The sequence below is a fragment of the Paenibacillus sp. PL2-23 genome, from assembly GCF_040834005.1.
Taxonomy (GTDB): Bacteria; Bacillota; Bacilli; order Paenibacillales; family Paenibacillaceae; genus Pristimantibacillus.
In genome coordinates this window covers 1,607,309-1,631,018 of sequence record NZ_CP162129.1, presented here as the reverse complement: position 1 = coordinate 1,631,018, position 23,710 = coordinate 1,607,309, and the positions used below count along the sequence as shown (strand labels likewise).

Sequence of the window (23,710 nt, the reverse complement as noted above, 5' to 3'; positions counted from 1 at the left end):
ATGAATAGGAAATCCGCAAAATGCGATTGGTAAAAAAAACCGCTCTGTCAGGACAGAGCGGCCGAAAAAAGAATTTAAAAATCTCTAAGCATATGATGAGGCTTCGTATTCGGCGCATAACGGCTATTCCAGGTGGCCATGTTGTAGTTGGATTCATACAGGATGCTCGCGGACCACGAGTTGGTGCTTGGCTTCACTGAGAAATCATATAAGATTTCGCCATGCGTCCAATCCTTCCGGTGCTTGAGCGCCTCGATCGCGAGCTGGCGGAACGCCTGAACCTGCGATTGCGACATACCTTTTCTGGCATGCTCGATCTTGCCGTCCTTCGTCTCGATGGGGTGGTGCCTTAAGCCGAATTTACCTACCGAATTGTTGCGGATATGAATCAATACCGTTCCCGCCGCAGTGTCTGTCAGCTCACCCTCCAGCTGCTTGAATACAAAATCAACCTGTCTCGCCAGCGATACCGAATGCAATTCCATCTAGAATCCTCCTCATCATTTCGACAATGTGTCGATTCATCCGACAATTATCGTCTTTTTTCTTGCTTGATTGCTTTTATGGTAGCACCATCCAGTTCCATATTCACCGAAAACGTTTTTGGTATTTTCCGCATTACCAATTGCGCTCCTGCTAAATACTCAAATTCAGCCAATTTACCGTTCGACAATTATAGACCGTTTTCACCATGGGTGCTATAATATGGTTATTATAAAAAAAGGAGCGCTTACATAATGATTCAATGGTACTACTCGCAGTCGGTAAGAACTAAATTGCTAGTCACGACTTACTTCCATCTCGCGCTATTTGCCATTGTTACCATCTTGATGACTGCGATCCTGGGGGGCAAAGTGCTTCCTGTACTTATTGGAGCCGCCGTGCTTGGCCTTGCAGCTTATCCCATCGTTTCATTTGTCGAACGTTCCATCACAGACGCCTTCAGTGAAATATCTGGAGCCGCTTATCGCATCTCCAAAGGCGACTTCACGCAGAAGATTGATACATCCTCCAGCACGGGTGCTGGCGAGCTGGGTCATTCCTTCAACAGCATGGTAGACAAGCTTCGAGACATCCTAACCGAAACATCCAGCATTATTAAGCATGTCGCAGACACAAGCCGAAGCATATTCGAGAAGAACAACAGCATTCAGCTGGCTATGGGACAGGTAGCCGCTTCCGCTAACGAGCTTGCAACCGGCTCCAATGCCATATCGGAAGATGTTATGGACATGAGCGAGCAGATTAACGAAATCGAAGGGAAGGTCGCCGCTTACGCTCACTCCTCCAAGGTGATGAACGAGAAGTCGAAGCAGACCATAACACTTGTCGACAAAGGCAGGGAGGCACTGGAGGTACAAGCTGAGGGCATGCGCCGGAACGTTGAAGCCACCTCACAGGCAGCCGCCACAATCGAAGATCTGGCCCGCAAGGCGCAAGGCATCTCCGCCATTACGACAACCATCTCGGATATTGCGGAGCAGACCAATCTGCTGTCGCTGAACGCTTCTATTGAAGCCGCGAGAGCTGGCGAGCATGGAAGAGGCTTTGCGGTTGTTGCGCAAGAGGTAAGGAAGCTGGCGGAGGAATCCACTGCGTCGACCAAGCAAGTGTTCCATCTCGTTAGGAGCATTGACGAAGGCATCCAGCAGGCGATCAGCAACATGAAGACTAACGAAGAGGTTGTTAAGCTTCAGACGGAGCACATTCAGCAATCCGAGCTGGTATTCAGGGAAATTGAACAAAGCGTCAGCTTTATTACAGAGCAAATTGATTCCTTCGCTCAAGAAAGCGACGCCATGCTTGAGAGCGCGCAGAAGATTTCCTCAGCCATTCAGAATATATCCGCTATTACACAGGAGTCGGCCGCAGGTACAGAGCAGGTGTCCGCTTCCATGAACGAGCAAATCGCATCCGTGCAAGCCGTTGTACAAGAGACGGAGCGTATGCTGACTATGGCCACTCAGCTCCAGCGCACAATTCAAGTATTTAAGATGAAATAAGCTTGACGTCCTCAAGCCCGGCAGCGATGTTCGCTGCCGGGCTTCTTTTATTCCATCGTACAAATATGCATGATCCAGAACCCTTGTCGGCACACTAATAAGCACAGTGATGCCAGCAGGGGAGGATGAAAACACATGTCACATGGAGCTTATATACGGATAGGGATTGCCCTGCTTATTGCCTTCACTGTCACTAGCACCAACCTCCCCGCAGCTGCTGCTCCTTCTAATCTGGCTGCTGCTTATATCTCAACAGACACAGCATCAACGTTGCAGCCATCCAAAAGACAAACGGATCACAAACGGAAAAAACGCCGCAGTACGCGAAAGCCGTCCCCGGTTATGTCCTGGGAAACCTTAAAGCGACAATACCCTAATGTTTTTCTGACGAATGGTTCTCGCTCCCTTAACAGAGTTGCTCTAACGTTCGACGACGCGCCCGATCCTCGCTTCACGCCGGCCATTCTAGACGTGCTGGCACAATATGATGTTTGCGCCACTTTTTTTGTTGTGGGAGAGCGTGCTGCCAAGCATCCGGAGCTGGTCTCCAGAATTATAAGAGAAGGCCATGTTATAGGCAATCATTCATTTGATCATTCCGTGTTTTCGAAGCTTAGCATGTATCAATTCCAGCAGCAAATTTGGAAAACGGATGGCATTATCCAGCAAATTACAGGGGTTTCCCCAACGTTAATTCGGCCTCCGTACGGTGAGCTTCTGTCGAAGCAGGTGTCGTGGGGCAAGCAAAACGGGTTTACGATTGTGAATTGGGATGTGGATTCTGAGGATTGGAAGAGGAACCCGGACAGTGCCCGGGTGATGGCTAATATTAAGAGGACACTGCAGCCAGGATCCATCATTCTCCAGCATGCGGGAGGCGGTGTTGGCCAAGACTTGTCCGGTACCATTCAAGCTCTGCCGTCGCTGATTGAGCTGTTGGAAGGCAAGGGCTACGAGCTCGTGACGTTGTCCGAATTAATTAACAAGCATCCGTACCGTAATTAATGGCTACTTCAGCACATAAGCCGTAACATTCTGTATACCGAAGCTAAGCGCTTGGCGTTTACTGCCCAGCACAAATATGTCGAGACGATCTCCTTTAATGGCGCCTCCGGTATCCGATGCTGTAGCTATTATGCCAATTTGAGGCAAGCCTATATAATTATAACCTGTAATATAGAGCTTTGTTCCAAGCGGAATCACATTGGGATCCACAGCTACCGTTCCTACCTTCAGCTTATTGCCGAAGTAATCCACTGGCCCCCACTTGCCATTCTCGGAAGGATCGGCTGTATAGGCGGTAGCCCGAACCTGTAATTCCTTGGTGTAGCTGTAGTCGTATCCGCCTGGCCCTTGAATCAGCTTTGTCGCTGTTCCTGTTGCTGCCGTATGAAGAAGTGCCGACTCTTCCTTAGAGTCTTGCTTGGCGGCTGCGCTTGGCTGATTGGGAATATTGAGCTTCATGCCAATCTGCAGGTTTAACGGATTAACGCCCTTATTGGCTTGCTCAATGGATTGAAGGGAAACCGAATATTGCTGAGACAACTTCCAAAACGTATCTGTAGCGGAAACTGTATGTATACTGACCGCCGCTTGCGCCTTATCCGTCCCTGCAGCCAGCAGGCCCGTCATAGCGATAGCCGCGCTTGCGATCCAAAGCTTCTTCAAAGCAAATACCTCCTCATGCAATAAAGCTCGCAGAACGCCAAGCTGTTCAGCTTAACGTTCTGCTGCAAGTCCTAATTTAGCCGATAAACATCTGAACCCATTCGCCGTTTACATAGCCAACACCAATCTTCGTAAAGTTAGCGTTGACGATGTTCGCGCGGTGTCCTGGGCTGTTCATCCAGTCAGACATGACGCGCGCAGCCGTAGGTTGACCCGATGCGATATTTTCGCCAGCGTAATTGTATTTCACGCCGAAGGCTTTCATCATATCAAACGGCGAGCCGTAAGTTGGGGATGTGTGGCTGAAATAATTGTTGACGTCCATATCTCTTGCTTTCTCCATGGCCACCTTGTTCAGAAGCTCGTCCATCTGCAGTCCAGGCAGGCCTACCTTTGCGCGCTCCTGGTTAACCAGCGTCACTATTTCCTGTTGAAGCGCACTCGCCGCTGGCGCTGGCGTTGCTGTCGGCTTCGCCGTCGGCGCTGGCGTTGCTGTCGGCTTCGCCGTCGGCGCTGGCGTTGCTGTCGGCTTCGCCGTTGGCGCTGGCGTTGCTGTCGGCTTTGCCGTTGGCGCTGGCGTCGCTGTCGGCTTCGCCGTTGGCGCTGGCGTCGCTGTTGGCTTCGATGGGAACGTGATCGTGATGCCGTTAAACGTAAAGTTCAACTTGCTTAAGTCGATGCCGTATTTTTGCGCAATAGTATGAAAGGTCTTATCGTTAATGGATTGCATATTTATTTGAATGGACTCTCCGGATGCCGCATCCGCCTTCGGAGCTGCTAGGCCCGAGCCAATCATGGTTGCTGCAATAACGCTTGCTGCGCCAATGCGCAATGGTTGCCATTTCATTATTGTTTTCCCCCTATGCAGGTCGTTTTGTTCGGATGCTTCCGACGTCACCTATCTTAGCATGGGGGGTAGACCGTTTCATGACGCAAAAATTTCCATATGCCTTCACAAATGGCTCAAGGTTGCGCCATTCCTGCATTATTAGAATCTACTCATCCGACATTCAACGTGTATAAAACAAGAAAAACAGCCTCTCCGCCACGATTAAATCGGGCCGAGAGGCTGTTCATCCAGCTATCGGTTTATTTAGTTAACTGTAACGAATTTACCCGTCTCCTGCGACTCGAATGCGCACAGGATAACCTTCAAGGAGGCGCGTCCTTCTTCGCCGGAGATAGCAGGCGTCTTGTCGTTCAGGATGCTGTCCAGGAATGCGTCGACAACGCCGCTGGATTCCTGCTTCTCATTTGTGGAAATTGCGCCAACCTTATGCTTCTCCACTGTACCGTTGCGAAGCTCGACAATGACCTGATCATCGGGATGTGTGCCGATTTTCAATACGCCGTTCTCACACCACAGAATGGTGCTGTTGTCTTCGCCCTTGTAGTAAGTCCAGCTTGCGACAAGCGTGCCGATTGCACCGCTGCGCATACGAAGGATACAAGACGCGTTATCATCAACCTGAGTGCCTTCCTTATGCAACGTGCCAACAAAAGCGCCGATTTCCGTTACTTCGTCGTTCAGCATCCAGCGAATAAGGTCGGACTTATGTACGCCGAGATCGCCCATTGCGCCCATAAGCGCTTCTTCCTTGCGGAAAAACCAGCTGTTCGCTCCGTCGACGCTCCAAGCGTCTGGACCCGGATGGCCAAAGGAGGTACGGAACGTCAGCACCTTGCCCAGTACACCGGATTCCAAAATTTGCTTTGCTTTGACATGCGGCGGCATAAGGCGCTGATTGTGTCCTACCATCAGACGCACGCCGTTGTCGCTTGCAGCCTGAATCATCGCTTCTGCTTCCGCATCCGTAACGGCCATTGGCTTCTCTACAAGCACATGAGCGCCAGCTTTGGCTGCTGCGATCGACATGGGAGCATGCAGCGCGTTAGGCGTACATACGCTGACCGCATCCGGCTTCATTTCTGCCAGCATAGCCTCATAATCTGCGAACGCCTTGGCTCCATATTGATCGGCAAAATGCTGGGCACGCTCAATAACAGGATCTACAAAGGCAACCAGCTCAACATCTGGATGAGCCGCATATTCCGGAATATGACGATACTTGGAAATAGATCCGCAGCCGATGACGGCTACTCGAACTTTTTTAGACATATGGATTTCCCCGCTTTCAGTAGGTTGTTTTAGAACTTATTCAAATAATTCGCCTTCACCCATTCCATGCTTGTCGCCACCGACTCAAGAGGCGGATTCTCGCATCTGTCCTGCTCCACGATCAGCCATTCCACAGACGACTCCGATGCCGTCTCAATAATCGCGTTCAGAGGCAGATCTCCTCTGCCGAGCTCAACCGTGTCGATTTGCTGGCCTTTCTCGCCGCTGCGATAATCCTTCAGGTGAAGAAGAGGCAATCTACCCGCATATTTGCGAATGTACGCAAGCGGATCAACGCCCGAATATTGCACCCAGCCGATATCCATCTCAACCTGAAGCTTCTCAGGTGAAATACGCTCGTACATGGCGTCGAATACGATTTGTCCGTCAATTTCCACTTCAAATTCAAACTCATGGTTATGATAAGCGAACACCAGGCCCTCTTGAGCGAAGCGCTCGCCATACTTCTCGAAGTTAACCAGATGCGTGCGCCATGCCTCTGAGTCGCGAGCGTCTACCGGCAGCCATGGGCAAATCGCGTATTTTGCGCCGATTGTTTTCAGGTAAGCGATTTCATTGTCAATATTATTTTCCAGCAAATGAAGTCCGATATGGCTCCCAATAGCCTGAAGTCCCAGCTCCTGCAGCAAATCGCGCATCCGCTCGGCCGGAATATCGCCATATCCTGCGAATTCAACGCCTTCGTAGCCAAGTGCAGCGACTTGACGAAGCGTACCCTCGAAATCCTCCGCCAATGCGTCACGAAGCGTATACATCTGCAAACCTATTCCCATTCTGTTCACTGCCGTTTCACTCCTTGAAATCGGATTATTACAAATGTCTCATTTTGCTCTGCTGTTTCATTATATCGATCGTTTGCTTACGAAAACAGCCATTTAATTAGCTTATTTTTATGCAATTTTGCTATTTGCGCCTTACGCCTCTCGCTGTCCCCTTACAGGGTGCGCAAACGCAGCCATACTCATACGCTTATGCTTGCAAATCGCGGCTTTTGAAGTATACTTATTACAACATTGTTATGATTATCGATTGTGGCATGGCTCTCGATCGCCGCCATGAAGCGAATGTATGACAAATTTGTAACCGAATGCTTGAACTTTTTTAAGACTTATTTAATATTTGTACGTTAAAATGAGGCAAAGCAAATTAATCCTTCATAGGATGGAGGTTTTCATAATGAAAACAATGTTAATCTTTCAGAATAAATCGATTCCTGTATACTTAACCGATACGAACAAGCAGGCGCTGGATAAGCTGTCCGCGGTGTTGAACCGCAAGCTGACTACGGGCAAAAACGCCCTCAAAAAATGTATTGCCTCGTTAATCAGTGTGGAAATTATCGGAAGCGAAGCAACGCTGCATTCCTATTATGAGAGAGATACACTTACTATTTCCCTCTATTAATGAACAAAACGCCCTCCTGATCGCATAAGCGACGGAGGGCGTTTCTTATTCACGCTGCGTGATACTCGCCATATGATCAGGGTCCCGCTCCCGATTGCCGATGATGAACATGGCCGTCCCGATCCATCCGAAGATGGAGGCCGCTATGAGCAGCGAGCTGATCGACACCTCTGAGGTCAGCGCTGAGCCTAATATCGGACCTAGAGTGCCCCTGATGCCGAACAGCATAAGATGTATGCCGAACACCATTGCCTCTCTGCCGGGAACTAGCCGGAACACAAATGCCAGAATGCCAATGTCCCATATCGCTTCGCCGACACCCTGAATCGCATTCCCTAATATAACAGCGGGATACGTGCCCCATAAGCCATACAGCATGGGGACGATCGCATAGGCGGCAATACCGATGAGCAGTGTATATTTGATCGGATAGCGGTCAATCATTCGGCCTGCAGTCCAGAACGTAAGGAGCAGCGCGGTGAAATAAGCGACTCTGGCGAAGCCAATCTGTACGTTGGACAGCTCCAGCTCATCCACCTGTATGATCTGATACAGCGGAATGGCCAGCATATTGCCGAAGCCCGCGAACGTCGTCGCCGCCAGAAACACGGCAAGCGTCTTGTTGTTAAGCACCAGCTCCAGTTGCTCTTTGTAAGCGAACTTCCGTCTCCGATTGACGGTTTTTTCTTCCGGCTCTACCGTAACGGGAAGCGAGGTTCGCTCCACCTTCTTGGACAGCTTCAGCGTATTGAACAGTCCAATCGATAACATTCCCGCTATGGATGCAGCGATTAATGGCCCCGACGGCCCGAAGGCGTCCGACCAACCGCCAACCGCATAAGCAATAGGGATCATCAGAATGCCCATCGCCACGCGCACATACCCCATTAGCCTGCCCCTTATATCAGTGGGGTACATGCGGGACACAAGGGAGGCATAGGCCGGCGCTTGAATGCCCATAAGCAGCTGGAACACGAGAGCGGTAACCACATACACCGTTGGATCCGGGAAAAAAGCGGGGAACAGCAGCAGCAGTCTCCCTATTGCGTTCGGAATCATAACAAAGGGCTTCGGGTTAGTCGTTTTTTCAATCCAGGTTGCCCATAGGGGTGAAAAAATCAAGCCAATCGCCGGAGCCGCGGTCAGCAGTCCAACCTGCAGATGGCTGGCACCCTGCTGAATGGCAAATACGACGTAAAACTGGTTCATTACAACATTGAACAGTCCAAATAAACAGGCGGCCCCCAAATCAATCTGGGCATTCCTCCATACTCTTGCCGTCATCGGCATGCCGAACTTCACAAGATGAGAGTTGGCTTTTGTCACGCGTGCCATAGGATGCTTATAACCTTCTTCCATCACAGTACATTCGATTGGATATTACTACAGAGCAATCGATTTGTACAGAGCCACTTGTAATGCAATGGAAGTTGCTTTCATTGCTTGAGTCCTTGGAGCAGCCGGTCCAATACAAAATGCAGGCTTGACCGGACGTCGATCGCCATGCCGAAGCCCCCTTGCTCCTCGATGGAAGCAAATCCGTGAAGCAAGCTTCGCAGCCCTCTCACGGCATGGATGCCCTCCTCCTCCGACAGGCCGAACGGCTCCAAGGCTTGCAGCAGCCGTCCCACAAGACGCTCCGCTATTGTTGCCTGCTCCTCCTGCTCCGCAGAGGGAGCTCCAATACTCAAAGCGTACAGCCCGGGATGCTTCCGCACGAAGCTCAGATAGGCATCCGCGAAGCCGTAGACGGCGAGCTTGCCCGGCTGCTCCTCCATGCCCTTTGCCAGCGCCTCGTCCAACAGCGTTAATCCATATAACGACAGATGGGCCCGAAGCGCAGGCAGACCGTTCACATGATTGTAAAGCGATGGCGAGCGTACGCCAAGCCTCTGGGCCAGCGATGCCAAAGTAACCGCCTCTACGCCTTCGGAATCCGCGAGCTCTGCAGCTTGCTTGATAATGGCATGAAGATCAAGACCTGCTCTAGGTGACATATGGAAGCCGCCCCTTCTTCTTCAGCTTGGCTTCAGCCGCTCCAATCGCCCGCTCCATCGCCGCAGCAGGCGATGGAAGCATGTCCCCATGTCCCGTCGCCAGCAACGACGGCCCAAGCACTGCTAGCTTCCTCGCGCTGGCAAGCGCTGCCGCCGCATTCCAGGTCGCCATAGCGGGGAATGGGAAGGCAAGCTTCATATGCTCGGCCACTGCAACACCGCCGCGCGTCTGATAAGCATCGCCGGCAATAAGTATAAGCCCAAAAAAGACCAGGCGCCGCTCCTGGCCTTCCCTGCTTTTATTTGGCGCTGTGCCTACCGTACGCCTTGGCATACTCCATCATCTTCCTGTACATCCTTGGAGCCAATCGCTTCAAGGGATGGAATTGCGGATGGTTGGAGTTCACCTCCAGCACCCACAGGCTCCCGTTGCGGTCAAAAGCGAAATCGATTCCCATCTCGTGCATGCCGGATTGCCTTGCGCTAAGCGTTCTGGCGATTCGAAGCGCCGTTTCCGTGAGCTTCCGCTTCCGTCTTTCGTTCTCCGCGGCACCATAACCAAGCTCTTGCTCCAGGCGGCCAAGCGTACACAGCTCCCCGCCTTGGTAATAGTTCGTTACGATTTTGTTCGCGCCGCCAATCTTCACCAGAAATCCGGTCAGCACCCAGGACTTGCCCGGCTTCCGCTGAACCATTGCTCGAATATCATAGGCTCTGCCATTCACCCGATCTAGCGAGATGCCTTGCTGCACAATCAGCCTGCTGCGCTTCCCCTTCACAATTCGACGATATAACGCTCCAATGGTGTGGAATGAAGAGCTCCACTGGCGTTTGCCCTCCACAGCCTTCAGCTCGTATCCGGCATCCGTTTTTGTCACCTTGCAGATGCCGATTCCGAGAGACCCGACATCCGGCTTAACATATAGGGCCGAATAAGCCGACGCCATCATCTCGATATTGCTTTTGCTGAAGGAAACCGTTCTAGGCACATAATCCCGCAGCTCGGCATCCGCCCTCAAATAACGGCAAACCCGCTGCTTCCCCCTAATGGTGCGGCTGGCATAATCCTTGGTCAAGTCGATTCACCTCTATATACTCTATGAATCGAAGCTCTGACCGTAAGTATGTTTATCCATAGGGAGAAGCCCTTTGTTCCCTAAGCTCTATTTTTTCTCCTTCAGCATATCGCCAATCGCGCCGATGCTGCCAAGCGTATCTACCGCTCTGGTGGGAATAAACACCTTGTTGGCGGGACCATTCGCAATATCCGTCAAAGCTTCCAGCGAGCGGTACGTCAACACCTGCTCGTCCAGGCCCGCTTCTCTGAGCCGTTCAATCCGGTTTTTCTCCGCTTGAGCAATCGACTCTATCGCCTTCGCTTCGCCCAGCGCCTCCAGCTCCTTTGCTTGACGCTGGCCCTCCGCCTGACGAATACGCGCTTCCTTCTCGCCTTCGGCTTTTAATATTTTACTCTGCTTGTCGCCCTCCGCTCGCAGAATCATATCCTGCTTGGCAGCCTCCGCATCAAGCACTAATGCGCGCTTGCTGCGCTCAGCCTTCATCTGCTTATCCATCGCGTCCTGAATGTCAGCGGGAGGCTGAATATCAATAACCTCGACGCGCTCGATCCGCACGCCCCACTTTTCAGTGGCCTCGTCAAGCGCAATACGGATATCCGACGAAATCTTCTCACGGCCTGACAAGGTTTCATCCAGCTCCATCTTGCCGATGATCTGCCTCATCGTCGCCGTGCTAATATTGCGGACGCCATACACATAGTCGGAGATGCCATAGGTCGCCTGCTCTGGGCCTGTCACCTGATAGAAAATAATCGTATCGATCTTCACCTGCACATTATCCTTGGTAATGACGGTTTGCGGCGGCACATTCGCCTGCTGAATACGCAGGTCGTGGTACGTACGCACATGATCGATGATCGGAATCAGAATGTTAATGCCCGGCGTCAGCAGCCGGCTGAATTTGCCAAGCCTCTCGACGACGCCTACTCTTTGCTGCGGAATAATTTTGATCGACAACGAAATAAAAACGACCGCCAACACAACAACCACAATCGTTATAGTCATTCCCATATGATCACCCTTCCCATTTGTTAACCTCTAGAAACGCGCTGCCTCTGCTAACTACAATCACACTTTCGCCTTGGCGAATGACTTCATTCGATTTGGCGCTCCATGTTTCACTTCCAACCTTAACGACGCCAGGGGCATCGGGACTTACGTCTTCCACAATGGTGCCTCGCATGCCGACAAGCTCAAGCCCAGCATCCTTGAAGCCTCTTCCCGTCTGTATTCTCCGTGTTAGCGGTTTCGTAAATATAGTGAGGAGCAGGGCCACAAGACAGCCAACAATAACCTCCAGCAATACAGCATCCGGGAAAATGACGTCAACAAGCGCCGCAGCCAGTGCGCCGATCCCCAGCCATAACAGATAGAAGGTCAGCGTCAGCATTTCCACTACGATCAGCACGCCCGCGACGATCAGCCAAATTAACCACCAGTCCATCCCATCACCCCCTCTTCAAACTTAATGTATTCGGCGCTTGTATCCCAAAGACCTTTCTGTACCGTAAAATTGTCGAATAATGATAGTATAACCACAAAAAAACTCCCGCAGCAGCTCTGCGAGAGTTATCTATCTTAGCACTATGGTGCGGTAGAGAGGACTCGAACCTCCACGGGCGTACGCCCACTACCCCCTCAAGATAGCGTGTCTGCCATTCCACCACTACCGCACAACATTAAGGATATTCCAAAACCTTCATACCAGCGTCTTCGAGGGGGAAGAAACCGGATTGGATAAATTGGTGACCCGTAGGGGATTCGAACCCCTGTTACCTCCGTGAAAGGGAGGTGTCTTAACCCCTTGACCAACGGGCCATGCAAACAAAAAGAAATGTGGCGGAGAAGGAGGGATTCGAACCCTCGCACCACTTACGCAGTCTAACCCCTTAGCAGAGGGTCCCCTTGAGCCACTTGGGTACTTCTCCATGAACTGGCTCCCCGAACAGGACTCGAACCTGTGACAACTCGATTAACAGTCGAGTGCTCTACCGACTGAGCTATCAGGGAACGAAAGTAAATCGACAGTGACAAGTAATAATTTATCACGGAGCCATATCCTTGTCAAGCGTAAGTATCGTTAACTTGCCCCTGCATCTTCCGCACGCATACCTGGCAGGATCTACCCTTTTCTTGCGCTTATATTCCATGCCGCATGACTGGCAGATCAGCATGTAGCGATAAGGAATAACCCTCCTGCCTGCCCCATCCGGGAGCGAGCTGCAATATCGGGAGCCGCCCACGCGAGCCAGCAGCTCTTTGAAATCCGCGTCGCGATGCCGGTATCCCCGATTCATAAGATGAAGATGATAATGGCATAGCTCATGCTTAATAATCTTCTCCGTCTCGTCGGCACCGAACGCCTCCAGCTGATGCGGACTAATCTCGATATGATGCGAACGTGTGAAATAACGACCGCCAGTCGCCTTCAGCCTGGCGTTAAAGGTAGCCTGATGAAGAAACGGCCTGCCGAACCATTCCAGTGAGACGCGCTCCACCCATAGCTGCAAGCTCCTATTATCCAACATTCTCAGCCCCCTGACTACTTGAATTGTAACGCTTGTATAAGCTACACTGTCAAGTAGGAATAAGGGACCGAGGGGAGAGCAATATCGCTTATGGCAACTATGAGATATGTATTAATGAAAGAGAAGGACACCGTATCCTTCGTGGAGATGCCGGCATCGCACGCTTACCAGCTAAGCGCGTTGAACTTGAGGCTGCACAAGGAGATAGACAAGCTGACGGCCGAGCATGTTCCGTCCTTGCCTTACGCGCTCGCGGAATGCGATAACGTTGACGTTCATGATCCCGCGGTATCCATTATCGGCGGACTTCCATACATTAACAGTCTTGAAGCGGATTTTGCGGGCATTCAGGAGAAGTCATACCCACTGATTTCGCTGCTCACCGAAATTCGCGCGCTGCAAGCACAGCTGGAGCAGTGGTATGAGGAATACGAGGAAGAGCAATTAGGCTAATTCGGTTGGACCTGCACGGACATTCGCCCTCCGCCATATGGTAGTAGAACAACAAGTGAGGCCGGGAGGAGGGAGATGCGTATGCCGCAGTGGCTGTGCAACCAACTGATGCGCGCTTTCCAACAGAAGGACCGCAGGCAAATCAAGCTTCTGAATGACTGCTGGTATTTCTATCGCACGAAGCAGGCGCCCAAGGAGCAAAGCAGCGGATCGCTTATGTAATGTACCTGATACAAAAACCCGGCCACTCCCGCAGCTTGCGGATGGCCGGGTTTTTAGCATGTTTTTAGCATGCTACTGTTGCTGGGCTACAGCTTGTTGAAGAAAGTAATGTCATCAATCGGCAGGCGAGTCGTGGGATGGCCTGGCACCGCCGCTTTGCCGATTGGCAGCATAAGCGTCGGCAAATATCGGTCGGAGATTCCGAACAACTCCTTCACCTGATCGCGGTTATAGCCGCCCATCGGTACGGTGTCATATCCTTTTGTTCTTGCAGCCAGCATGAGCTGCATAGCGACCAGGCCGGTGTCGAACACCGCGATTTCCTTCAAACGCTCGGGCGGAAGCGAAGAATACATGCGAGTGGAATTCGCAACCATGTTATTCTTCACCTCTTCCGTCATGTAGCCGGCTGCCGCAGCGGATTCGTAAATTTTGTCCGACAGGGTGTACATCTCCAGGTCGGCAAGCACGATGATGATAGCGGAGGCCTCAACTACCTGCTGCTGATTGAAGGCGATTGGCAGCAGCTTTGCCTTCAGCTCGGGATCGGTTACGACCAGGAAGCGCCATGGCTGCAGATTGGAGGATGAAGGCGCTTTGGTCGCAAGCTCCAGAAGCTCCCGAATTTCTTGCTCCGTCACGACAGCGCTGCTGTCGTATTTGCGAACCGAGCGCCTTCCTTCCACAATATTAGTAAACGACAGATCCACTTCGTTTTGTACGATCATATCTGAATGATTCCTCCTCAGGATGGTCTATATTTAATTGCAACTGTTTCAAGCACATTATAGAGTATACCTGCACCTCTTTCTTTTGTCAATTCACTAACAAATCCTTAGCACGCGTCAAGACGTAAACAGCTAAACAGCTGCGCTGTCGTGTGATCCTTTCTTATATGTGCAGAAAGGCAGCCGCAATCGGCTGCCTTGGTGTATGTTGTATCATTGGAGGAAAGTGTCTCGTGTTAGTTCGGCTTAGTTCGGCTTAGTTCGGCTTAGTTCGGCTTCTTCATCGTCAGGCTGACGCGTCCCTTCTTCAGATCAACGCTCAGCACCCATACGGTAACGGTATCGCCCACCGATACGACATCCATGGGATGCTTGATGAACCTGTCGCTCATTTGAGAGATATGGACGAGGCCGTCGTTTTTGATGCCGATATCGACAAATGCGCCAAAGTCTATTACATTGCGCACCGTTCCTTGCAATTCCATGCCGGCGGTCAGATCCTCGATCTGGAGCACATCGGTATGGAAGATGGGCGGCGGCAGCTCCTCGCGGGGATCGCGTCCAGGCTTCAGCAGGCTGTCGATAATATCGCGAAGCGTAGGAATGCCCACGCCCAGCTTCTCTGACAACGAAGCGGCGTCGATGGCGGCCAGCTTGGACTTGGCGCTCTCCGAGCCAAGCTCGCTAAGCTTGAGACCAAGCTCCCTGAACAGCCCGTCGACCACATCATACGATTCCGGATGGATCGGCGTGCGGTCGAGCGGATTAGCGCCATCAGGTATGCGCAGGAAGCCGATGCACTGCTCGAAGGATTTGGCGCCGAGGCGCGGCACCTTCTGCAATTGCGCCCGCTTGATGAATCGGCCGTTCTCCTCGCGGTATTTGACGATGTTTTTGGCGATCGTTGCGTTGATCCCCGCGACATAAGACAGCAGCGACGCGGAGGCGGTATTCACATCGACGCCCACATGGTTGACCGCGGATTCCACTACGCCGCCAAGCGATTCGTCGAGCCGCTTCTGGCTGACGTCATGCTGATATTGTCCGACGCCTATCGCCTTGGGCTCGATCTTCACCAGCTCCGCAAGCGGGTCCTGCAATCTGCGGGCAATGGATACGGCGCTCCGCTCCGCTACGTCAAGCGCAGGAAACTCCTCCTGCGCAAGCTTGGAGGCAGAGTAGACGCTCGCTCCCGCTTCGTTCACAATGATATATTTCAGCTCGCCGCCAGAAGCTCCCGAGGCTTTGCGCTTGCCCAGCAGCGAAGCGATGAATTGCTCCGTCTCCCGCGACGCGGTCCCGTTGCCGATGACGACCAGCTCCACCTTATATTTGTCGATCAAGCCGTTGATCAGCCTCTCCGCCTCGGCTACTTTGTTGTTCGGCGGCGTCGGGTACGAGACCGCTACCTCCAGCAGCTTGCCGGTATCATCGATTACCGCCAGCTTGCAGCCTGTCCGGTAAGCAGGGTCTACGCCCAATACAACATGCCCGCGAACGGGCGGCTGAAGAAGCAGGTTGCGCAGATTGGCGGAGAAGATCGTAATGGCATGCTCCTCCGCCTTCTCCGTCAGCTCGCCTCTCACCTCGCGTTCAATCGACGGCGCGATCAAACGCTTATAAGCATCTTCAATAATGGCCTCCAGCAGCTGGCGGATCGGTGCGGCCGTCCCGTTCCTGAGCAGGCTGCGCCGCATATGCTCGTGCACACGGTCCACAGGCGTGTCGAACGACACGCGAAGCACTTCTTCCCGCTCTCCTCGGTTAATGGCCAATATGCGATGCGGAGGAAGCTTGCGAATCGGCTCCTGATAGCTGTAATACATCTCGTAGACGGACTCCGTCTCCGCATTGCGCGCTTCCGTACGGAGCAAGGCTTGCTCGAATGTGAATTTCCTTGCCCATGAGCGGATTGCGGCATCGTCCGCGAATTGCTCCGCGAGTATATCCATCGCGCCCTGCAGCGCCTCCTCGGGAGTGAGTACCCCCTTCTCCTCGCTTACATAACGAGCGGCCTCCGCAGCGGGGTCACCTTGCCTTGGCTGCGACCAGATCCACGCCGCAAGCGGCTCCAGCCCGCGCTCCTTCGCCACGCTGGCGCGCGTCTTCCGCTTCTGCCGATAAGGCCGGTACAGGTCCTCGACCTCCTGCAGCTTCACAGCCCCCACAATGCCGGCCCGAAGCGCGTCTGTCAGCTTGCCTTGCTCATGGATCAGACGGATCACCTCGCGCTTGCGCTCCTCCAGGTTCCGCATGTATTGAAGCTTCTCTTCGATGGAGCGCAGCTCGTTCTCATCCAGCTCGCCCGTCATTTCCTTCCGGTATCTCGCGATAAACGGTATCGTATTGCCTTCGTCCAGCAGAGACACCGCCGACTTCACCTTGGCTGCCGGTATAGCCAGCTGCGCGGCGATGGCGGCTGTGATGCGCTTGCTCTCCGCTTCCCTCTCCTCGGGCGTCAGCTTACTCTTGCCGCCTTGCTCCTCCAGCTCTTCGCTCGCAGCGGCCGATTTCGTTTGATTTGCCATAGATTAGCACCGTCCCTTTGTCATATCCAGTCCGCTTCACCATCTAAATCTGCAAAAGCATCCCCGTCCGTCACCGTCCAAGAATGCTTCCTCGCTTATACCGTATAAGGGTTGTTCGCCTTCTCGAAGCCGATGGCCGTCCGGCCTCCATGCCCGGGGTAAACGATCGTATCGTCATCCAGCTTGTACAGCTTCAGCCGGATGGAATCGTACAAATCGCGCTCTCGGCCGCCCGGCAGATCCGTTCGACCCACCGACTGACGGAACAGCACGTCCCCTGAGAACAGGTGGGCGCCGCACAGAAAGCTGACGCTTCCCGGGGAATGGCCAGGCGTATGCATCACAGAGAAGGTATGGCCGATGAGCTCCAGCTTCTGGCCTTCCGCAAGTCCATGCTCCGCGGGATCTGTCGATAGCGGCGGCGTAACGTCCTGCCATCTCATGGAGCCGTTCTTGCGCGGATCCGTCAGCCAGTCCGCCTCCAGGTCATGAATGTAGACTGGGCAGCAAGCCGCCTTGCGCACTTCCTCTACGCCGCCCATGTGATCGAAGTGCGCGTGCGTCAGCAGAATCGCCTCCAGCTCGATATGCTGAATACGATCCAGAAGCCGCTTGGGATTCATGCCGGGATCGATGACGATGCCCCGTTCCTTCCCCCCGTCCTTGACCGTCAGCAAATACGCGTTCGTCTGAAGCGGTCCCAGCGTATACGTCTCTACCTTGAAGGTCGCCGTCGCCATCATTGGAAGGACTCCAGCAGCTCGCGCAGCTCCTGGACGACCAGCGTCTGATAGCCCGGTCCTTCGCCATAGCGCTTCATAATTTCCTTGCGGGCGGCAGCGAGGTTGCTATCGTAATCAGGGGCGCTTCGATCCTGATTGTCTCTCTTGAACGCCACCATCGGCTCTTGAATGTGCTTGGGCCGGGGTCCCCAGGTTCCCAGCACCGTTCCTGCCTTGTCAGCGAAGATGACAACCGGTATCGAGCGTCCGCCCATCGTCAGGAATTGATCCATGGTGTCCAGATGCTCCTCCATTATGAGCACCTCCGTCGGGATGCCGCTTACCTCCAGCGCTCCGAATACGGCAGGCACATTGCGCACGACATCCCCGCACCAGTCCGCCATCAGGATCAGGCAGCGCAGGTCGTCACGCTCATTCAGCGATTCGAAATAGGCTCGATCGTCAGAGGAGGGCCAGCTGAACTTCTCCATCCAAGCGATGAACGCTTCCTTGTTTTTGGTCATGCCGTCCACGAACTGCTGGGCGGTAATGCCCCTGCCGAGCTTATCCGCTACACTTTTTCCCATTGCTATCCCTCATCTCTCTTATGTATGTCCCAATTCTTATTTGGATTTAAAATTACGCGCTCTGCGAATGTACAGAACGACCACCACAAGAATGGCTGCAGCAATAACAGCGTAAGCGATATTAGAGTACACATCCATCCACTCCACAATCTGCTCCCAATTGCCGCCTACGGCCGTGCCAATGGACACCAGAATCGTATTCCAGATCAAGGTTCCAATTGTTGTAAAAAATAAAAAGGGCACAAGCCTCATGCCGGACATCCCGGCAGGCAACGAGATCAGGCTGCGGATGAGAGGCACCATGCGGCACAGGAACACCGCCCAATAGCCATACTTGTCGAACCAGGCGTCTGCTTTGCGGATATCCCCCTTCTTGACGCGCAGCACGCGCCCATAACGGTCCACAATGCCCTCCAGCCTCTCAACGCCAAGCAGCCGGCCGATATAATACAGAATAATTGCGCCAATCAAGGAGCCTAGCGTCGCCACAACGATTACGCCAAGAGGCGTGAGGCTCGTGTAGGTGGTCATGAAGCCCCCGAACGTCAAGATAACCTCCGAAGGAATCGGCGGGAACAAATTTTCCAGCGCAATCAGGAGCAGAATGCCCATATAGCCGAACTTCTCCATAATCTCGGTAATCCAACTTTCCATGCATGCTCCTCCATCCTATATGTGCGCTGCCGGACGGGAGCCGGCTTCGCCTCTCATATTTTAACATAGGCTCAGGCAAGCCATCCACTCCGACATGTCCTATCCTATTCCTGCTTTGCGCCAATATGACTCGTCTCGCCTTGAATAGGCCGGTGACCGCCCGCAGCGGCGGCGCATATTTATGAAGGGAGAGGAGACGGTCCCGATGAAGCCTAACGAGCAGAAGCACGCAACAGACTTGCCTTCGGCGCGCAAAATTCGCAGATCCTGCAGCAACGAGCTGTATCGCGCGATGAAACGACTGAAAACATGGGTGCCCAAGGACAAAATGGAGCAGGCGGAAACGCTTTATTACAAGAAGGTTGTTCAGCATATGCAGTTTATTGTAGACAATAAAAGCAACCGCAAGGCGCAAGCCGATTGGTGGGATGAGCACGTGAGCGGGGAAATCGCGGAGCTGTGGGGCGTGGACCGCAGCCGTCTATGCCAGGCATTCCGCGATGCTTATGGAGGATAAAGGCTCTTCCTGCGACAAAAGCCCGAGATGATGCTTGTAGGTCAAGCTTCATCCCGGGCTTTGCGCTGCCTGCCTTATGCCAATCGTTCAGGCTTCTTTATTCGCCTTCGGGCTTCTCGACCATAGAATCGGTGGTGGATTCCGCAATCAAGCCATTATGAATGGTGACCTGACCGCCTCCGAGTCCTTCGTTCACCATACGGTCAATGTCCATATCATAGACGTCCCGCCCCTCGTATTGCCCCTCGGCAGCCGCGTGCCTCTCCTGCTCGGATTGCAGCTGTTCACTCATTGGACCCGCCTCCTTGAATGGAAAAAAGTATTTGCCTACGGACAAAATATACCCTGAATGAAGGGGTCTCATTCAGGCCTTAGAGCAGCGGAGAGAGCATGTGCATGAGGGCCTCTTGCGCCTTCTGCTTGCGGGGACGCTTCGAGAACAGCTCCAGCTCCAGCTCCTCGCACTGCAGCAAATCCTCCTCGAAGTCTCGCTCCAGAGCCCGAATAGGCTTCTCGTCGAATACCAGCGCAATGGACTCATAATTGCTGTACAGGCTGCGCATATCGAGATTGGCAGTGCCTACAGAAGCAAGCATATCGTCGACAATCAGCACCTTCGCATGAATAAAGCCCTTCCCATACCGATAGACCCGCACGCCAGCCTCCAGCATGTCCTGGACGTAAGACAGCGTAGCGAGCAGCACCAGCTCGGAGTCGCTTATACCTGGAATAATAAGCCGCACATCAACGCCGCTTCGCGCCGCAACCCGCAGGCTCATCGCTATGGCGGGGTCTGGAATGAAGTAGGGGGTAGCGGCATAAATCCGCGTTCTCGCAGCGGCTATCGCGGCGAACATAACCTCAACGATTTCCCGGTCGTTCACCCCAGGCATTCCCGGCACAATCATGACGCGCTCCGTCTCCCGTATGCTGTGAGCCGGCATATATGTCTCGCGAAGCGGGAGCTGCTTGCCGCTGGCAAGACGCCAATCCTGCATGAACATGACCTGCAGATAATAAACCGCATCGCCGTGCACTCGCAGATGAGTGTCGCGCCAGAAGCCAATCTTAGGATCCAGCCCCAAATATTCATCGCCGATATTAATGCCGCCAAGAAAGCCAATCTTCCCGTCAATGACTACAATCTTCCGATGATTGCGGTAATTCAGCCTTCGCTCCAGGAAAGCGGCCTTAGGAGGCGCGAAGCAGACCGTCTCCACTCCCGCCTCCTGCAAAGCTCGTACGCAGCTCTCGTCCAGGCCTAGGCTGCCAATTCCGTCATAGAGCAGCCGCACCTCCAGCCCCTCCTGCGCCTTCTCCGCAAGCAGCGCCAGAAACTCCCCTCCGACGCCAGTATGCCGAATCGTATAATAATCCATATGAATGTGATGCCGCGCTGCTCTAATGGCGTCCAGTATAGCCTCAAAGGTCTCCTCGGCATTCGTCAGCACCCGAGTCCGGTTGCGGCCCGTTACAGGGAACGGGGACAGCCTTGCAAGCGCCTGTTGAAGCCGATGCTCCAGGGCGAGAGCGGAGCTGTCACCCCATTCCGAGGTCTGAATGATTACCGCCTTGGAGCCCGCCGCGTTCAGCTCAGCCTCCGGGGACACCCGGACTGCGGAGCGAATGGATCTTTTGTGCCATCTTCCAATAAACCAATAAGCCGCAAAGCCGATAAACGGACATACAAGCGCGATGAACAGCCATGCCGTCAAGTAGCTTTGGCGGCGATGCTCCAGGGGCAGAATAGCAGCGAACTGGAGCACATACAGCGCAAGCAGCCACCCAACCCACGGACTCATTGCGCCACCTCGACTTTCATAATCGGAAATGTATACTTTAGAATGTTTAGTTTCTGCCCTTCCCTCTGGAACTATTCGCTTCGCTTCAGCCCCGTCCCCTTCAGTTGCAGACGAAGCCGAGCTTGCCGAGCTCCTCGTCGATCAGATAGTGTCGCGCGTCAAGCAGATATGGGGTTTCCATCTTCGCGAGAACGCGCACCCAGTCCAATTCCTTGAACAGGGGCCATTCCGTCAGCAGGACGATGCCGTCGCTCCTGTCGCAAGCCTCATACGCATTGTCCGCAAAGCGCATCCTTGCAGACAGCTCAGGGTAAGCCGCTCGGAAGTTGGCCATTCCGACAGGATCATAGGCCACCACCTCCGCCTGCTCCCTCAGCAAGCCCGCTATAACATGGGAAGCCGGACAATCGCGCACGTCATCCGTGTGCGGCTTGAACGTTAATCCAAGCACCGTCACCCGCTTCCCCTTCATCACCCATAACGCATCCTTCAGCTTCTCCAGCAGCTTGACGGGGCGTTCCTGATTAATACGAATGACCTGCTCCAGAAGCTCCACCTGAACATGATGCTTTCGGCCAACCGCGGCAAACGCCTGCAGATCCTTCGGAAAGCATGAGCCCCCAAAGCCGATGCCCGCCTTCAGAAACTGTTCGCCGATTCTTCTGTCATAGCCCATGCCTTTCGCAACATGCGTGACATCCGCCTGAACCTTGTCGCATAGATCCGAGACCATATTAATAAATGAAATTTTGGTTGCCAGAAAGGAATTTGACGCGTATTTGATCATCTCCGCAGTCCGAGTGTCGGTTGATAGCACAGGACATTCAAATGAACGGTATAGCTCCCTTAGCAGTCGCTCTCCGCGGGCGCTTCCCACGCCAATGACAATCCGATCCGGGAATAAAAAGTCGTGAACGGCAGCTCCTTCCCTCAGAAACTCGGGATTGGACGCCACTTCTATCGGAACGGCAGCCCCGATGCTCTGCATGTGGAGCTCAGCCATCCGGCTCAGCCTGTCCCCTGTTCCCACCGGCACCGTGCTTTTGACAACAACCAGCTTGCCTTCGGCTTCTTGCTGAAGTGAAGGTATCTGATAGTGGGATAAATGCTTCAGAATGGTCCGCATGACGGCTTCCACCTGCGAAAGATCCGCGCTGCCGTCAGGAAGCGCCGGCGTCCCTACACAGATGAACAGCAGCTCGGCTGGCGCTATTGCAGCAGCGCTGTCGCTCGTAAACGTTATTTGCCCCGAAGACATGGCAGCATCCAGCAGAGAATCCACATCCGGCTCATAGAAGGTTACTCGCCCTTCCTGAAGCTTCTCCAGCTTGTCGCGATCCTTCTCCACAACCGTTACCTTGTTGCCCTGGGCAGCCAGACAAACGGCAGTGACCAGACCCACATAGCCTGCTCCGAACACCGCAATATTCATTCCTCCACACACCTCGCAGCTGCAAATTTTTCTCTCCGCTTTCATTGTAGAAGCTTTCCCGCTGCAAAATCGCCATTTTACAACAACTATATATAAATCATTTGTTTATTCTCAATTGAAGAAGTTTTAAGGTATGTTTTATAGCATTCCAGAATAAATAGTCATAGAACGTTCTGCAGGACTATAACGCCGGCCGGAAGGAGTTATGGAGTGAAACGAGCGCGGAAGCAGGCATGGTCATTTGTTGTGATGCGCGGTGCAGACAAGACTGTCAAGCAGTTCTCCGTCTCGAAGCGTTCTGTTGTAGCCGCCCCCCTTGCTGCCGCTATCGCGGTTACGGGAACGATCGCCGGCCTCCAGGTGAAGGCCGCCTACGAGCTGAAGCAGCTGGAGGAGCAATTGGCATCCCAGTCAGCACAATTCACGCAAACCATTACCGGAATGGATGAGGTCATCTCCGGTAAGGATGAAGCGATCGTCACCCTGCAGCAGGAATTATTGCAGCTGTCGCGCCAGGCCCAGGACATGAAAGACAAGATGCGGGAGCTGAGCGAGCTGGAGAACAAGCTGAAGCTGTTCATAGAGAAATACGGCGGCTCCGTCATCGATACAACAAGCGGCTCAGCGGCCAACATACCTGACGGCATGAGCATGAGCATGAGCATGATGCCTGTCGCTGCCCTTGCCCAGCATACATCTATTGACTTCCAATCGCTCAGCGATATGGTCGACTCTATGGAGCAATCTATGGAGCAGACATTAAAGAAGGCGCAAAACCGGAGAATGACTGTGGACGCCTATCCCAGCTTTTGGCCGACTCGCTCCCGCAAGCTGACATCGGGCTTCGGCTATCGGAAGGATCCATTCACCGGCAGAGCCGCCTTTCACGCGGGCATTGATATTGACGGGGAAACTGGCGATGCTGTATTTTCCGCCGCCGATGGCACCGTATCCGACACCGGATATGACTCCAGACTTGGCAATTATGTCATTATCGATCATCTGGGGGAGCTCCAAACCGCTTATTATCATCTGAAGAGAATTGATGCGCGATCGGGAGATGTCGTTGTTCGCGGGGAGAAGATCGGCCAGCTTGGCTCTACCGGTCGCAGTACGGGGTCTCATCTTCATTTTGAAATTATGCAAAGGAGCGAGCCCGTAAATCCGCTCAAGTATCTAGCGCGGAATAGCTGAATGGGAGGTGCGGCTCGCAACATCCATTAACGATGCCGAAGGAGGAACTCTC

At 53.3% G+C, this 23,710-nt stretch carries 27 protein-coding genes and 4 tRNA genes; 7 read left to right on the top strand and 24 right to left on the bottom strand.

Annotated elements, in window-relative coordinates; all coding sequences use genetic code 11:
* Window positions 1–74: 74 nt before the first annotated feature.
* Window positions 75–485 carry an O-methyltransferase gene (locus AB1S56_RS06930; RefSeq protein ID WP_340869728.1) on the bottom strand — a complete coding sequence of 137 codons (411 nt, stop codon included), beginning with the start codon at window positions 483–485 and terminating at the stop codon, window positions 75–77.
* 252 nt (window positions 486–737) lie between these two features.
* Here AB1S56_RS06930 and AB1S56_RS06925 point away from each other — a divergent pair, with 252 nt between their 5' ends.
* Both AB1S56_RS06925 and AB1S56_RS06920 read left to right on the top strand, forming a co-directional pair.
* Window positions 738–2,003: a methyl-accepting chemotaxis protein gene (locus AB1S56_RS06925; RefSeq protein ID WP_340869727.1), complete on the top strand. Its 1,266-nt coding sequence runs from the start codon at window positions 738–740 to the stop codon at window positions 2,001–2,003.
* Window positions 2,004–2,138: 135 nt separating this feature from the next.
* Window positions 2,139–3,008 carry a polysaccharide deacetylase family protein gene (locus AB1S56_RS06920; protein WP_340869726.1) on the top strand — a complete coding sequence of 290 codons (870 nt, stop codon included), beginning with the start codon at window positions 2,139–2,141 and terminating at the stop codon, window positions 3,006–3,008.
* A 3-nt stretch (window positions 3,009–3,011) separates the two neighbouring features.
* Here AB1S56_RS06920 and AB1S56_RS06915 read toward each other — a convergent pair whose 3' ends face one another.
* The 4 genes from AB1S56_RS06915 to AB1S56_RS06900 all read right to left on the bottom strand — a co-directional run bounded on the left by AB1S56_RS06915 (window position 3,012) and on the right by AB1S56_RS06900 (window position 6,593).
* Complete coding sequence (locus AB1S56_RS06915; RefSeq protein WP_340869725.1) at window positions 3,012–3,671, bottom strand: 3D domain-containing protein; 660 nt, start codon at window positions 3,669–3,671, stop codon at window positions 3,012–3,014.
* Between the two features lie 76 nt (window positions 3,672–3,747).
* Window positions 3,748–4,518 (bottom strand): CAP domain-containing protein, encoded by a 771-nt coding sequence (locus AB1S56_RS06910; protein ID WP_340869724.1) that lies wholly within the window; start codon window positions 4,516–4,518, stop codon window positions 3,748–3,750.
* 246 nt (window positions 4,519–4,764) lie between these two features.
* On the bottom strand, window positions 4,765–5,790 hold the full coding sequence (locus AB1S56_RS06905; RefSeq protein WP_340869722.1) for a Gfo/Idh/MocA family oxidoreductase: 1,026 nt from the start codon (window positions 5,788–5,790) through the stop codon (window positions 4,765–4,767).
* 29 nt (window positions 5,791–5,819) lie between these two features.
* Window positions 5,820–6,593, bottom strand: coding sequence for a sugar phosphate isomerase/epimerase (locus AB1S56_RS06900; RefSeq protein WP_340869720.1), 774 nt, complete (start codon window positions 6,591–6,593; stop codon window positions 5,820–5,822).
* Between the two features lie 394 nt (window positions 6,594–6,987).
* On the opposite strand from AB1S56_RS06900, the gene AB1S56_RS06895 reads away from it, so the two are divergent.
* The gene (locus AB1S56_RS06895) at window positions 6,988–7,215 is read left to right on the top strand and encodes a 3-dehydroquinate dehydratase (RefSeq protein WP_340869718.1); all 228 of its coding nucleotides are present in this window, start codon (window positions 6,988–6,990) and stop codon (window positions 7,213–7,215) included.
* Window positions 7,216–7,260: 45 nt separating this feature from the next.
* On the opposite strand, the gene AB1S56_RS06890 is transcribed toward AB1S56_RS06895, so the two are convergent.
* From AB1S56_RS06890 to AB1S56_RS06840, 11 genes are all read right to left on the bottom strand, one after another.
* Entirely contained in the window at window positions 7,261–8,550 is a 1,290-nt protein-coding gene (locus tag AB1S56_RS06890; protein ID WP_340869716.1) for an MFS transporter, read from the bottom strand.
* A gap of 101 nt (window positions 8,551–8,651) precedes the next feature.
* Window positions 8,652–9,212, bottom strand: a complete 561-nt coding sequence (locus AB1S56_RS06885) for a WHG domain-containing protein (protein ID WP_340869714.1) — start codon at window positions 9,210–9,212, stop codon at window positions 8,652–8,654.
* Window positions 9,202–9,546 (bottom strand): hypothetical protein, encoded by a 345-nt coding sequence (locus AB1S56_RS06880; RefSeq protein WP_340869712.1) that lies wholly within the window; start codon window positions 9,544–9,546, stop codon window positions 9,202–9,204. The genes AB1S56_RS06885 and AB1S56_RS06880 overlap by 11 nt, the downstream gene beginning before the upstream one ends.
* Entirely contained in the window at window positions 9,512–10,288 is a 777-nt protein-coding gene (locus AB1S56_RS06875; RefSeq protein WP_340869710.1) for a YheC/YheD family protein, read from the bottom strand. The genes AB1S56_RS06880 and AB1S56_RS06875 overlap by 35 nt, the downstream gene beginning before the upstream one ends.
* A gap of 87 nt (window positions 10,289–10,375) precedes the next feature.
* A complete protein-coding gene (locus AB1S56_RS06870) occupies window positions 10,376–11,302 on the bottom strand; it encodes an SPFH domain-containing protein (protein WP_340869709.1) in 927 nt (308 codons plus the stop codon).
* Window positions 11,303–11,306: 4 nt separating this feature from the next.
* Entirely contained in the window at window positions 11,307–11,735 is a 429-nt protein-coding gene (locus tag AB1S56_RS06865) for an NfeD family protein (protein ID WP_340869707.1), read from the bottom strand.
* A 143-nt stretch (window positions 11,736–11,878) separates the two neighbouring features.
* Window positions 11,879–11,964 (bottom strand) — tRNA-Leu (locus AB1S56_RS06860).
* 70 nt (window positions 11,965–12,034) lie between these two features.
* Window positions 12,035–12,109, bottom strand: a tRNA-Glu gene (locus tag AB1S56_RS06855).
* Window positions 12,110–12,128: 19 nt separating this feature from the next.
* Window positions 12,129–12,219: transfer RNA gene (locus tag AB1S56_RS06850), tRNA-Ser, on the bottom strand.
* Between the two features lie 6 nt (window positions 12,220–12,225).
* Window positions 12,226–12,301 (bottom strand) — tRNA-Asn (locus tag AB1S56_RS06845).
* A 35-nt stretch (window positions 12,302–12,336) separates the two neighbouring features.
* A complete protein-coding gene (locus tag AB1S56_RS06840; protein ID WP_340869706.1) occupies window positions 12,337–12,819 on the bottom strand; it encodes a SprT family protein in 483 nt (160 codons plus the stop codon).
* A gap of 90 nt (window positions 12,820–12,909) precedes the next feature.
* Between AB1S56_RS06840 and AB1S56_RS06835 the strand changes: the two genes are divergently transcribed.
* On the top strand, window positions 12,910–13,272 hold the full coding sequence (locus AB1S56_RS06835) for a hydrolase/acyltransferase (RefSeq protein ID WP_340869704.1): 363 nt from the start codon (window positions 12,910–12,912) through the stop codon (window positions 13,270–13,272).
* An 81-nt stretch (window positions 13,273–13,353) separates the two neighbouring features.
* Window positions 13,354–13,494: a cortex morphogenetic protein CmpA gene (cmpA, locus tag AB1S56_RS06830; RefSeq protein ID WP_340869702.1), complete on the top strand. Its 141-nt coding sequence runs from the start codon at window positions 13,354–13,356 to the stop codon at window positions 13,492–13,494.
* 86 nt (window positions 13,495–13,580) lie between these two features.
* Here cmpA and AB1S56_RS06825 read toward each other — a convergent pair whose 3' ends face one another.
* The 5 genes from AB1S56_RS06825 to AB1S56_RS06805 all read right to left on the bottom strand — a co-directional run bounded on the left by AB1S56_RS06825 (window position 13,581) and on the right by AB1S56_RS06805 (window position 18,713).
* Window positions 13,581–14,222 (bottom strand): nitroreductase family protein, encoded by a 642-nt coding sequence (locus AB1S56_RS06825; RefSeq protein WP_340869701.1) that lies wholly within the window; start codon window positions 14,220–14,222, stop codon window positions 13,581–13,583.
* Between the two features lie 266 nt (window positions 14,223–14,488).
* On the bottom strand, window positions 14,489–16,750 hold the full coding sequence (locus AB1S56_RS06820) for a Tex family protein (RefSeq protein ID WP_340869700.1): 2,262 nt from the start codon (window positions 16,748–16,750) through the stop codon (window positions 14,489–14,491).
* 95 nt (window positions 16,751–16,845) lie between these two features.
* Window positions 16,846–17,493, bottom strand: coding sequence for an MBL fold metallo-hydrolase (locus tag AB1S56_RS06815; protein ID WP_340869699.1), 648 nt, complete (start codon window positions 17,491–17,493; stop codon window positions 16,846–16,848).
* Complete coding sequence (locus AB1S56_RS06810; protein ID WP_340869698.1) at window positions 17,490–18,059, bottom strand: thioredoxin family protein; 570 nt, start codon at window positions 18,057–18,059, stop codon at window positions 17,490–17,492. The genes AB1S56_RS06815 and AB1S56_RS06810 overlap by 4 nt, the downstream gene beginning before the upstream one ends.
* A gap of 36 nt (window positions 18,060–18,095) precedes the next feature.
* Window positions 18,096–18,713, bottom strand: a complete 618-nt coding sequence (locus AB1S56_RS06805) for a DedA family protein (RefSeq protein ID WP_340869697.1) — start codon at window positions 18,711–18,713, stop codon at window positions 18,096–18,098.
* 205 nt (window positions 18,714–18,918) lie between these two features.
* Between AB1S56_RS06805 and AB1S56_RS06800 the strand changes: the two genes are divergently transcribed.
* Window positions 18,919–19,230 (top strand): dehydrogenase, encoded by a 312-nt coding sequence (locus AB1S56_RS06800; protein WP_340869696.1) that lies wholly within the window; start codon window positions 18,919–18,921, stop codon window positions 19,228–19,230.
* A 97-nt stretch (window positions 19,231–19,327) separates the two neighbouring features.
* On the opposite strand, the gene AB1S56_RS06795 is transcribed toward AB1S56_RS06800, so the two are convergent.
* The 3 genes from AB1S56_RS06795 to AB1S56_RS06785 all read right to left on the bottom strand — a co-directional run bounded on the left by AB1S56_RS06795 (window position 19,328) and on the right by AB1S56_RS06785 (window position 22,464).
* A complete protein-coding gene (locus AB1S56_RS06795) occupies window positions 19,328–19,522 on the bottom strand; it encodes a hypothetical protein (protein WP_340869695.1) in 195 nt (64 codons plus the stop codon).
* A gap of 79 nt (window positions 19,523–19,601) precedes the next feature.
* The gene (gene cls / locus AB1S56_RS06790; RefSeq protein ID WP_340869694.1) at window positions 19,602–21,032 is read right to left on the bottom strand and encodes a cardiolipin synthase; all 1,431 of its coding nucleotides are present in this window, start codon (window positions 21,030–21,032) and stop codon (window positions 19,602–19,604) included.
* A 100-nt stretch (window positions 21,033–21,132) separates the two neighbouring features.
* Complete coding sequence (locus AB1S56_RS06785; protein ID WP_340869693.1) at window positions 21,133–22,464, bottom strand: UDP-glucose/GDP-mannose dehydrogenase family protein; 1,332 nt, start codon at window positions 22,462–22,464, stop codon at window positions 21,133–21,135.
* Between the two features lie 210 nt (window positions 22,465–22,674).
* Here AB1S56_RS06785 and AB1S56_RS06780 point away from each other — a divergent pair, with 210 nt between their 5' ends.
* Window positions 22,675–23,658 carry a peptidoglycan DD-metalloendopeptidase family protein gene (locus AB1S56_RS06780; protein ID WP_340869692.1) on the top strand — a complete coding sequence of 328 codons (984 nt, stop codon included), beginning with the start codon at window positions 22,675–22,677 and terminating at the stop codon, window positions 23,656–23,658.
* Window positions 23,659–23,710: the final 52 nt, after the last annotated feature.

Excerpts from the sequence above, each read along its gene's own strand:
- AB1S56_RS06815 (WP_340869699.1), bottom strand. The coding sequence starts at position 17,493 with ATGATGGCGACGGCGACCTTCAAGGTAGAGACGTATACGCTGGGACCG.
- AB1S56_RS06870 (WP_340869709.1), bottom strand. The coding sequence starts at position 11,302 with ATGGGAATGACTATAACGATTGTGGTTGTTGTGTTGGCGGTCGTTTTT.
- cmpA (WP_340869702.1), top strand. The coding sequence starts at position 13,354 with ATGCCGCAGTGGCTGTGCAACCAACTGATGCGCGCTTTCCAACAGAAG.
- AB1S56_RS06820 (WP_340869700.1), bottom strand. The coding sequence starts at position 16,750 with ATGGCAAATCAAACGAAATCGGCCGCTGCGAGCGAAGAGCTGGAGGAG.
- AB1S56_RS06910 (WP_340869724.1), bottom strand. The coding sequence starts at position 4,518 with ATGAAATGGCAACCATTGCGCATTGGCGCAGCAAGCGTTATTGCAGCA.
- AB1S56_RS06905 (WP_340869722.1), bottom strand. The coding sequence starts at position 5,790 with ATGTCTAAAAAAGTTCGAGTAGCCGTCATCGGCTGCGGATCTATTTCC.
- AB1S56_RS06925 (WP_340869727.1), top strand. The coding sequence starts at position 738 with ATGATTCAATGGTACTACTCGCAGTCGGTAAGAACTAAATTGCTAGTC.
- cls (WP_340869694.1), bottom strand. The coding sequence starts at position 21,032 with ATGAGTCCGTGGGTTGGGTGGCTGCTTGCGCTGTATGTGCTCCAGTTC.
- AB1S56_RS06865 (WP_340869707.1), bottom strand. The coding sequence starts at position 11,735 with ATGGACTGGTGGTTAATTTGGCTGATCGTCGCGGGCGTGCTGATCGTA.
- AB1S56_RS06800 (WP_340869696.1), top strand. The coding sequence starts at position 18,919 with ATGAAGCCTAACGAGCAGAAGCACGCAACAGACTTGCCTTCGGCGCGC.
- AB1S56_RS06930 (WP_340869728.1), bottom strand. The coding sequence starts at position 485 with ATGGAATTGCATTCGGTATCGCTGGCGAGACAGGTTGATTTTGTATTC.
- AB1S56_RS06825 (WP_340869701.1), bottom strand. The coding sequence starts at position 14,222 with ATGATCGTACAAAACGAAGTGGATCTGTCGTTTACTAATATTGTGGAA.
- AB1S56_RS06810 (WP_340869698.1), bottom strand. The coding sequence starts at position 18,059 with ATGGGAAAAAGTGTAGCGGATAAGCTCGGCAGGGGCATTACCGCCCAG.
- AB1S56_RS06890 (WP_340869716.1), bottom strand. The coding sequence starts at position 8,550 with ATGGCACGCGTGACAAAAGCCAACTCTCATCTTGTGAAGTTCGGCATG.
- AB1S56_RS06835 (WP_340869704.1), top strand. The coding sequence starts at position 12,910 with ATGGCAACTATGAGATATGTATTAATGAAAGAGAAGGACACCGTATCC.
- AB1S56_RS06895 (WP_340869718.1), top strand. The coding sequence starts at position 6,988 with ATGAAAACAATGTTAATCTTTCAGAATAAATCGATTCCTGTATACTTA.
- AB1S56_RS06885 (WP_340869714.1), bottom strand. The coding sequence starts at position 9,212 with ATGTCACCTAGAGCAGGTCTTGATCTTCATGCCATTATCAAGCAAGCT.
- AB1S56_RS06785 (WP_340869693.1), bottom strand. The coding sequence starts at position 22,464 with ATGAATATTGCGGTGTTCGGAGCAGGCTATGTGGGTCTGGTCACTGCC.
- AB1S56_RS06840 (WP_340869706.1), bottom strand. The coding sequence starts at position 12,819 with ATGTTGGATAATAGGAGCTTGCAGCTATGGGTGGAGCGCGTCTCACTG.
- AB1S56_RS06805 (WP_340869697.1), bottom strand. The coding sequence starts at position 18,713 with ATGGAAAGTTGGATTACCGAGATTATGGAGAAGTTCGGCTATATGGGC.
- AB1S56_RS06920 (WP_340869726.1), top strand. The coding sequence starts at position 2,139 with ATGTCACATGGAGCTTATATACGGATAGGGATTGCCCTGCTTATTGCC.
- AB1S56_RS06880 (WP_340869712.1), bottom strand. The coding sequence starts at position 9,546 with ATGCCAAGGCGTACGGTAGGCACAGCGCCAAATAAAAGCAGGGAAGGC.
- AB1S56_RS06795 (WP_340869695.1), bottom strand. The coding sequence starts at position 19,522 with ATGAGTGAACAGCTGCAATCCGAGCAGGAGAGGCACGCGGCTGCCGAG.